Here is a 9,472-nt window from a genome sequence, read left to right as displayed (position 1 = left end):
CCGCGTTGAGGAGCGCCGGCAGCGCGCCGACGGTCCCCGCCTCGCCCACGCCCTTGGCGCCGAGCGGGTTGACCTGCGTCGGCACCTCGTGGGCGTCGACGTCGAGGCCGGGCACGTCGTCGGCGCGCGGCAGCGCGTAGTCCATGAAGGTGCCGGTCAGGAGCTGGCCCGTTGCGCGATCGTACGCGAGGACCTCGAAGAGCCCCTGGCCGAGGCCCTGGGCCACGCCGCCGTGGATCTGGCCCTTCACGAGCATGGGGTTCACCATCCGCCCCACGTCGTCGACGACCGTGTAGCGCACGACGCGCACGGCGCCGGTCTCGGGGTCGATCTCGACCTCGCACACGTGGCTGCCGTTCGGGAAGGTGACGGCGGGCGGCGTGAACGCCGCGGTCTCGCTGAAGCCGGGCTCCATGCCGGCGGGCAGCTGCCGCGGCTGGTAGGCCGCGCGCGCGACGGCCGCGAACGTCACGCCGCGGTCGGTTCCCGTCACGGTGAAACGCCCGTCGCGCAGGACGATGTCCTCGGGCGCGGCCTCGAGCAGGCGCGCGGCGATCCGGCGGCCGCGCTCGATTACCTTCTCGGTCGCGCGGGCGACGGCGGAACCGCCGACGGTGAGGGCGCCCGAGCCGCCGTTGCCGCGCCCGGCGCCGAGCGCGTCGCTGTCGCCCCAGAACACCTGGATGCGCTCGGGCGGCACGCCGAGCCGGTCGCTCACGATCTGGGCGAACGCTGTCTCGTTGCCCTGCCCCATCGACGTGGAGCCGGTGAAGAGCGAGACCGAGCCGTCGGGGTTGACCCGCAATGCGGCCGTGTCGGGATTGACGGCCGTGTAGGGCCCGCCGGCGACCTCGATGGGGTTGGCGATCCCGAGGCCGCGGAGCCGCCCGCGCTGCCGCGCCTCGGCCCGCCGCTTCTCGAATCCTGCGTGGTCGGCGAGCCCGAGCGCCATGTCGAGGCCGCGCGCGAAGTCGCCGCAGTCGTACGTGAAGACGAGCCCCGTCTTGAACGGCATCGCGGAGGCGGGGATGAGGTTCTTCCGGCGCAGCTCGACCGGGTCCTGGCCAAGCTCGCGCGCGGCCACGTCGATGACGCGCTCGATGGCGTAGGTGGCCTCGGGGCGTCCGGCGCCGCGGTACGGTCCGGTCGGCGTCGTGTTCGTGTAGACGCCCGTGGTCGCCACGTGGATGGCGGGCGTCGTGTACACGCCGGCCACGCCGCCGACGTTGTTGGTGCCCGGCCCTGCGCTCCGCGGCGTGAGGTAGGCGCCGATGTTGAGCGTGATGGCCACGCGCAGCGCCAGGAACTTCCCGCCGGCGTCGAGGGCCAGCTCGGCGGTCGAGACGTTGTCGCGGCCGTGCTCGTCGCTGACGAAGCCCTCGCGCCGCGAGGACGTCCACTTCACGGGCCGCCCGAGCCGCTTCGCCGCCCAGAGCACCAGCACGTGCTCCGGGTACACGCCGCTCCGCATGCCGAAGCTGCCGCCGACCTCGCCGGTCACCACGCGCAGGCGGCTCTGGGGCACGCGGAAGACTTGCTCGGCGAGGAGCGTGCGGAGACCGTGCGGCGCCTGGATGCCGGTGTGGAGCGTGTAGCGCCCGGTGCGCCGGTCGTACTCGCCGACGGCGGCGCGGGGCTCGAGCGGGGCCGCGGTCACGCGCGTGACGACGAAATCGAGCCGCGTGACGTGGGCGGCGCCCTCGAACGCCCGCGCGACCGCGTCGCGATTGCCCGCCTCCCAGACGAAGGCGACGTTGTCGGGCGCCTCGCCCCACACCGCCGGCGCCCCGGGCCGCGCCGCCTCCACGGTCGCCGCCACCGCCGGCAGCGGCTCGTAGCGGACGGCGACGAGCTCGGCCGCGTCGGCGGCCGCGCCGGGCGTCTCGGCGACGACGAGCGCCACGGGGTCGCCGGCGTGGCGGACGCGCTCTCTCGCGAGCGCGGGGCGGGGCGTCGAGAACGCGGGAGTGCCGTCGCGCCGCTTGCGCGACGAGTCGGTCGGGAGATTCCCAAGGCCGTCGGCAGCGAGGTCGGCTCCCGTGAGCACGGCGAGGACGCCGGGCACCGCCAGGGCGGCCGCCCCGTCCACTCGACGGAGCAGCGCGTGGGCGTGGGGCGAGCGCACGACCGCGGCGTACGCCTGGCGCGGGAGGCTCACGTCGTCGGAATAGCGGCCGAGGCCCTGGAGGAGGTGCCGATCCTCCAGGCGCCGCGCGGATTGGCCGACGGCGAACTTCTCGACGCTCACTTCCGCTTGAGCCGTACGTCCTCCAGCGGCGCGGACCACGGGTAGGGGTCGATCAGCATGAGCGCAGGCTCCTCGACCCGCGGCCCGACGCCGCTCGGCCACGTGTAGTCCCAGATGGGCGCGAACCTCACCCGCTCGTGGAGGATCTGCTGGATCTGGTGCAGCAGCGCCTCGCGCTTCTTCCGGTCGGTCTCCCGCGCCTGCTGCTTGTACAGCGCGTCCACGTCGGGGTAGCCGCCGTAGGCGTAGATGCCGCTGCTCGGCACCCACTCCGCCATCCGCGAGGCGGCGTTGCCGTACAGCGCGAGGACGCACATGCACACGCCCTTGAGCTTCTTCGTCGCCCACGCGGAGAAGAACGCGGCGCGCTCCATCGTCCGCATCCTCGTCTTGATGCCAACGGCACCAAGGTCGTTGCCGACCGCCTCCGTCATCGAGTTGTAGGGCGGATAGGCGTGCAGATCCCCGGCGTCGAAGCCGTTGGGATAGCCGGCCTCCGCCAGGAGCTGCTTCGCCCTCACGGGATCGTAGCGATCGGGCTCGAGCGGCAGCGCGAACTCGAACGTGCGGGGGACGATGTTGCCCGCGGGCTTCGAGGCTCCCAGCGTCTCCGCCTCGCTGATGGCCCGCCGATCGAGGGCGTAGCTCGCGGCCTGACGCACCCGCTTGTCGGCCCAGGGCGACTTCGGATCCCACTGGTCGAAGAAGTCCAGGAAGAACGTCCCGATCCCTCCCGAGAACGCGAGCTTGAGCGTGGGATCCCGTTTGACCTCCAGGGCCTGCGGAGCATCGAGCAAATAGGCGAGGTCGACCTCTCCCCGCTTCAGCATGGCCAGCCGCGTGGTGCCCTCGGGCACGCTCTTGTAGACCAGCCGCTTCACGTGGGGCACCTTGCGCCAGTAGCCCTCGTACGCCTCCATGACCAGCTCGATGCCGGGCGTGCTGCTCACAAACTTGTAGGGCCCGAGGCCGATGGGGTGCTTCTTGAAGCCGTCGTCGCCGACCTTCTCGATGTAGCTCTTGGGCACGACCCAGCCCGCCGCCGTCGCCAGGGTCCCGTAGAAGGTCAGGAAGTCGGGCCAGGGCTCGTGGAGCAGGAAGCGCACCCGATGGGGCCCGACGACCGTGACCTCCTGGACCTTCTCGCGGAGGATCTTGCCGCCCTTGGCGCGATAGAAGCTGAACTTCACGTCCTCGGCGGTGAAGGGATCGCCGTTGTGGAACTTCACGCCCTCGCGCAGCTTGAACTCGTACACCCGCTGGTCCGCGCTCACCGTCCACGACTCCGCCAGGCTCGGCGCCATGAGGTTGCCCGGCATCGGCTTCACGAGGGCGTCGTGGAGCGCGTAGAGCACCCAGAAGGGCGTGATGACCCCCATCACCTCCGCCGGGTCGAACCAGAGCGGCGGCACCGTCACGTAGAGCGCCCAGCGCATCTCACCCTCGGGCTTCGCCTGCGCGCCGGCGTCTCCAACGAGAGCGCCGGCGAGCAGCGCGCACACCAGACCCGCCGCGAGCGGGGCGCGGCGCCGTTTCGTGGTCATGCCTGCCCCTCCGTGACGCGCCGGCCGGCGCGGCCTAGCGCCACTCGTCCACCGACACCGTCGTCTGGTACGTCGCACCCATGATGCGCCAGTACCCGTTCGTCTCCCCGCCGACGACCACGACGTGGATGTCCTCGCGGCGGAACATCGGGATCGACTCGTCGGGGGCGGCCCTGAGCTTGGACGCCCACGGTTCCTCGCCGGACGTCGCCCGCGGATAGATGTAGTTCTGGATGAGCTGGTAGTCCCAGTACTGGTCCGCCGGCATCCGCGCGGCGTCGTACAGCCAGTCGAGGAGCGCGGCCTTCTGCCGGAACCCGCCGCGGTCGATGAACTGCCGCGCCGTGATCGGATCCAGCAGGAGCACGGGCGGAATGTGCGGATCCATGCCGCGGAGCATGTTGCCGACGTGCTCGCGCCAGTGCCGCTCGCGGAGCCCGAGCGTGAAGGCGGTGGAGCGGCAGCCCGAGAAGACGCTCACCGCGCTGTCGGTCGGGCGGAAGCCGTGGCCGGCGTGGAACGGCTCCCACGGGCTCCGCTCCTCGTTCTCCGCGAAGGTGACGCTGTTGTAGGCGTAGTTGTTGCCCATCGAGCCCATGTAGGTGAGCCCCGGCACCGAGCCGCCCTGGAGGTTCTGCGAGAGGAGCCCGTAGGCCCGGCCGATCGTCGCATTCGCGTGGTTGTAGGGGGCCAGGGCGCCCGTCCCCGCGTTCATCCCGATCTCACGGCGCACCGGTCCGTTCACGACGGCCATGGCCGCCATGGAGCTGGTCGTGCTCCCGCGCGCGCTCACCCCCGTCGCGGCGAGGGCGAGGATCACGGGGAAGTACTCGGGCCTCGCGCCCGCCATCACCGCGTTCACGGCGACCTTCTCCACCGTGTATTCCCAGGGCTCGCGGAAGTGGGTCGGCCGCATATGCCCGACCACCTCGTCGGCCTTGCGGCGCGTCCCGTCGAGCATCGCCGCCACCCGCGCCTCGGTCGGCAGCACGATCGGCAGACAGTCCGTCCAGTGGCTCTCGAGGAAGAGCCGGTGGAGGTTCTCCTCGGTGTCGGGCGGGCAGAGCCGCGGCGTGGAGCGGTCGAACTCCGCCGACGCGAGCTCCGCGTCGTCGAACGGACGCGTGAGCCCCTCGACGACCTCCTGCATGACGGGACGGCCCGTGAGCGGGTCGGCGCCGTCCACGTAAGCACGGAGCTCGCGGGCGGACTTTCCCATGACGGGTTGGGGGACGAAGACCTGCCGGAGGCCCGGCATCCCGTTCACGGTCGCCACCGACCGGACCACGCGGTCGAACTTGTCGGTGTGCAGGGCGACGGTGGGGACGCCGTACCCGGCCTCGATCGTCATCGCGTGCGCGGCGACCGCCGGCGCGCAGGTGCTTCAGTGGCCGACGCCGACGATCGCGGCGTGCCCCTTGGCCCGGATCTCCTCCCACGTCGCCGGGTCGTCCTTGAGGTAGACGCTCGAGATCGGCTTCACGACGGTCCGCACGGCCGGCATGTGCTCGGCGAACCACGCCTGCATCTGCGTGAGGAACACGTCGGAGTCGTCGAAGCGGCAGTCCACCAAGTAGACGGTCTTGCCGTCGAGCGAGTCGAGGCGCCGCGCCAGATCCTTCGTGGTCACCTTCGGCGCGAAGCCGACCGGGCTGAGGACCGTGAGCTTGTCGTTCGCTCCCATGCCGAGCCTCCCGCTCAGGGGCTCCTGTGCCCCCAGAGCCCTTTCACCACGAGCACTTCGTAGTCGTGCCCCAATGCCGCTAGAGCCCCGCGCTCCGGAGGGCGAGCTCGATGTTCCCGGGCTCGGGCTTGCGCGTCCGCGTCTCGACCTCGTGCACGACCTCGACCACGGCCGACGACACCGGCGTGGGCACGGAGCGCTCCCGGCCCTGGGCCACCACGTGGCCGTTCATGTAATCGATCTCCGTGGGCCGGCCCTTGGCGACGTCCTGGGCCATCGACGCGCGCCAGTTGCGCCGTGTCGCGGCGGTCGGTGTCAGCATCTTGTCGAGCGCCTCCCAGGTCGGGCGCCGGTCCGCGCCCGCCCAGTCCTCGGCCGCGGCGCCGTTGAACTTGGGCACGCGGTAGCCGAGCGCCCGCCCGACCCGCGCCGACTCCGACGCGAGGTGGATCGTGATGGTGCGGCCGACCTCGCTCGACGCGATCTCGAGCGAGCCGAGCCCGGACATGGCCTGGACGGGATTGCCCATCGCGTTCGCGCAGAGCTTGGCCCAGCGCTCGCCCCAGAGGTTCTCCGTGGCCTGGGCGCCGTCGATCACCGAGAGCATCTGCGCGAGCTCCGTGACGCGCGGCGTGACCCGCCCGTCGTGCTCGCCGGCCCGGAAGACGTCGTGCCCCTTGCTTTGCCCCATCTCGATGCCGCGCTCGACCTGTCCCGGCTTCCACAGCGCGACGCCGATCTTGGACATGACGAGCCCCACGGCGCGCGAGGCGCCCACGACGCCCGCCACCACCGGGTCGGGCCAGCAGTTCTCCGCGGCGACGACGTAGCCGTCGGGGCCGAGGTGCCGGAGGGCGAGCTGGGCCGCCCACGCCGTGTCGTAGACCTTCATGGCGACGAAGGCGATCTCGTAGTCGCGCGGGAGGCGGTTCGCCTCGTGGAGGTGGACCGCCGCGGGCCGGGCCTCGAACGGCTCGTGGGGCCCGGTGACGGAGAGGCCGCGCTGGCGGATGGCCTCGACCTGGTCGGCCCAGGGATCGACCAGCGTCACGTCGTGGCCGGCGCGCGACAGGAACGCGCCGAGGTAGCTTCCGATGGCGCCGGCGCCGACGAAGAGAATCTTCTTGGCCATGGTCCCTCCTACGTGAACGCCGGCATCACCTGATGGGTGAGGACGTGCAGGCTCCGCCGCTCCAGCTCGGCCGGGATGAGCCCGCCGGGGTTCAGCTCCGCCACGATACCATTCAAGCCGAGCTCCTCGCGCAGCTCACCGAGGCGATCGATCAGCCGGGCCGCGGTGCCGAACACCACCTTGCCGCGAAGGATCTCGTCGTACGATAGGCCCGCGAGCTGGTCGGCCCGGGCCTGCCGCTGCTCGGCGGGGCCGGTGCCGGCGCGCCCCACCGCCGAGCGGGCGAGCTCGGCCTGGCGCGCGAAGTAGTACATGATGCTCTCGCGCGGCTCATCCAGCGCTCCCGCCTCCGTCGTCCCCGCGTAGACCGGGATGCGCAGGTGGATGCTCGGCTCGCCCGGGTGACCCGCCTCACGCCACGCGCGGCGATACGCCCGCACATGCGGGGCGAGCTCGACGGTGTCCATGAGGCGCACCCCGACGAAGATCGGGAGTCCGAGGCGCCCGACCTGAGGAAAGGTCTCGGCGGTCGTCGCGGCCATCCGGAGGGGCGGGTGGGGGAGCGAATACGGGCGCGGGGCGACGGTAGCGTTCTCGAAGCGGTAGAACTCGCCGCGGTAGCTGAACGGCTCGCCCTTCCACGCCTCGAGGATGATCGCCAGCGCCTCCTGGAAGCGCGCCTGACTCTCCTCGTAGGGAACCCCGAACACGTCGTAGGCGCGCGGGGAGCCGCTGCGGCCGATCCCGAAGTCGAAGCGCCCCTGGCTCAGGTGGTCCAGCGTCGCGACCTCCTCGGCGATGCGCAGGGGGTTGTTCAGCGGGAGGAGCTGGACCGCGGTCCCGACCCGCAGGCGGCGCGTGCGCGCGGCGATGGCGCCGGCGACAGCCATGGGCGCGGAGAGCACCGAGCGCGCCGGGTTGAAGTGCATCTCGCCCAGCCACACGCCGTCCACGCCCCAGGCCTCGGCGGCGTCCACCAGGGCGAAGGCCTCGGCGAACGCCTCGACCTGGCTCGAGCCGCGCCGCATCTCCTCCATGAAGACGCCGAACTTCATGGGGAGCGCCTCCCCGGGCTCAGCCACGCGTGATCTGCGCGGTCCCCGGCAGGCGGCCGAGGAAGTTTCCGGCGACGCCACCGTCCACGATGAGGTCGTGGCCGTTGACGTAGCGGGCGTCGGGGCCGAGCAGGAACGCGATGACGTCGGCCATGTCCTCCGGAGTCGCGACGCGCCCGAGCGGGACGAGGGCATCGCGCTCGGCGGCGACCCGCGGGTCGGCGTAGACCCGGGCCGTCATGCCGGTGCGCACCATGCCGGGCGACACCGCGTTGACCCGGATGCCGTCCCGCCCGAATTCCTGCGCCAGCACGCGGACGAGCATGATGACGGCCGCCTTGCTCGGCCCGTACGCGCCGAGGTTCGCGTGCGCGTTGCTCCCGGACATGGAGCCGACGGCCACGATCGCGCCGCGCGAGACCTTGAGCACCGCGTGGGCCGCCTTGGCGAGGAGCCAGGTCGCGCGCGTGTTGACCGCGAAGACGCGGTCCCAGTCCTCGACCCCGTAGTCCACGAGCGGCCCCGGCCGGTTGATCCCGGCGTTGCTCACGAGGCCGTCCAGGCTGCCGAAGCGCTCGGCCGCCTCACGGACCGCGCGCGCCGGCGCGTCGGGGCTCCCCATGTCGCCGTGGAGGACGAGTGCCTCGGCGTCGAGCTTCCTGAGCTCCTCGGCCAGACTGTCGAGCCCGGGCGACGGGCCGATGTCGAGGGCCGCTACTTTCGCCGTCCCGCCCCGCTCCCGCGCGTCGCGCGCCAAGCGCAGACACGTCGCCCGCCCGATCCCACTGGCCGCTCCGGTCACCAGTACGCGCATGGCCACCTCCGGTGCCGCGCAGTGTAGCGCGATCGGAGCCGCCGATCGATCATTCTTGCCAACCGCGGGCGCGGCGGCATAAGCTCGCCCGCGATGGGCCGCGCGGACGCCGAATGAGCGGGACCGACGCGCGCCGCCGGAAGACCGTCGCGCTCGTCCTCTCGGGAATCTTCCCCGGCCTCGGGCAGCTCTACAATCGCGAGCCCGTGAAGGGGGTCGCCTTCCTGGCGGCGGGGCTCCTCCTCACCTGGCTTCTCGGACGCGCCGCGCCGACTGACCTCCGCGCGCTGGCCCGGCCCTCCGCGGCGCTGATCGCGCCCCTGTGCGCGCTGCTCGTCCTCTCCTTGTGGTCCCTCGGTGACGCGTGGCGGCGCGCCGGCCGGCCGAGGTGAAGTCCGGCCTCATCCGCCGTCGTCCGCGTCGTCGGGCGTGCGCCGCGCGTCCCGCGCGTGGTGCCAGACGATCCGGAGCATCGCCATCACCGGCACGGAGAGGAACATGCCGGCCGGCCCCGCGAGCTCGCCGCCCGCGATGACGCCGAAGATGACGAGGCCCGGATGGATCTCGATGCCACGGCCCATCACGAGCGGGCTCGACACGTAGTCCTGCACGAGCCGCCATGCCACGATGAAGACCACGAGCGCCAGCGTGTGGCCGTAGCCCGTGAACATCGCGACGCTGACGACGATGATGCCGGCGACGACCGGGCCGACCAGCGGGATGACCTCGAGCGCGCCGCCGAGGGCCGCCAGGATGAGCGGGTAGGGGACGCCCGCGACCAGGAAGACCAGGGACCAGGCGACGAAGGTGAGCAGCGACAGGAGAACCAGCGCGCGCATGTACTCGCCGAGCAGGTGATGGAGGTCCTGGGTGATCCGGAGCGAGCGCTGGCGGTAGCGCGGCTCGACGACGAGCCCGGTCACCGCGCCGACGAAGGCCTCGGCGTCCTTCAGAACGAAGAAGGCGAGGATCGGGACGAGGACGATCACCCACGC

General features: G+C 72.1%; 9 protein-coding genes. 1 reads left to right on the top strand and 8 read right to left on the bottom strand.

Features of this window, described 5'->3' with window-relative positions:
- The 7 genes from VKG64_14360 to VKG64_14330 form a co-directional block, all read right to left on the bottom strand.
- Positions 1-2,248, bottom strand: a 2,248-nt coding sequence (locus tag VKG64_14360; protein ID HKB26224.1) for a xanthine dehydrogenase family protein molybdopterin-binding subunit, incomplete at its 3' end; no start/stop codon positions are given.
- A complete protein-coding gene (locus VKG64_14355) occupies positions 2,245-3,792 on the bottom strand; it encodes an ABC transporter substrate-binding protein (protein ID HKB26223.1) in 1,548 nt (515 codons plus the stop codon). The genes VKG64_14360 and VKG64_14355, both read right to left, overlap by 4 nt.
- Before the next feature lie 34 nt (positions 3,793-3,826).
- On the bottom strand, positions 3,827-5,143 hold the full coding sequence (locus VKG64_14350; GenBank protein HKB26222.1) for a UGSC family (seleno)protein: 1,317 nt from the start codon (positions 5,141-5,143) through the stop codon (positions 3,827-3,829).
- Between the two features lie 33 nt (positions 5,144-5,176).
- Entirely contained in the window at positions 5,177-5,476 is a 300-nt protein-coding gene (locus VKG64_14345; GenBank protein HKB26221.1) for a hypothetical protein, read from the bottom strand.
- A gap of 79 nt (positions 5,477-5,555) precedes the next feature.
- Entirely contained in the window at positions 5,556-6,608 is a 1,053-nt protein-coding gene (locus VKG64_14340; protein ID HKB26220.1) for a 2-dehydropantoate 2-reductase, read from the bottom strand.
- Between the two features lie 8 nt (positions 6,609-6,616).
- Positions 6,617-7,663: an LLM class flavin-dependent oxidoreductase gene (locus tag VKG64_14335; GenBank protein HKB26219.1), complete on the bottom strand. Its 1,047-nt coding sequence runs from the start codon at positions 7,661-7,663 to the stop codon at positions 6,617-6,619.
- Between the two features lie 19 nt (positions 7,664-7,682).
- On the bottom strand, positions 7,683-8,477 hold the full coding sequence (locus VKG64_14330) for an SDR family oxidoreductase (GenBank protein ID HKB26218.1): 795 nt from the start codon (positions 8,475-8,477) through the stop codon (positions 7,683-7,685).
- Positions 8,478-8,590: 113 nt separating this feature from the next.
- Here VKG64_14330 and VKG64_14325 point away from each other — a divergent pair, with 113 nt between their 5' ends.
- Positions 8,591-8,869, top strand: coding sequence for a hypothetical protein (locus tag VKG64_14325; protein HKB26217.1), 279 nt, complete (start codon positions 8,591-8,593; stop codon positions 8,867-8,869).
- 9 nt (positions 8,870-8,878) lie between these two features.
- Here the strand turns inward: VKG64_14325 and VKG64_14320 are convergent.
- Positions 8,879-9,472, bottom strand: a 594-nt coding sequence (locus VKG64_14320; protein ID HKB26216.1) for an AI-2E family transporter, incomplete at its 5' end; no start/stop codon positions are given.

The organism is Candidatus Methylomirabilota bacterium (genome assembly GCA_035260325.1).
Classification (GTDB): Bacteria; Methylomirabilota; Methylomirabilia; order Rokubacteriales; family CSP1-6; genus AR19.
Note: the sequence above shows the minus strand (reverse complement) of the source record. Positions and strands in the feature narration are given on the sequence as shown.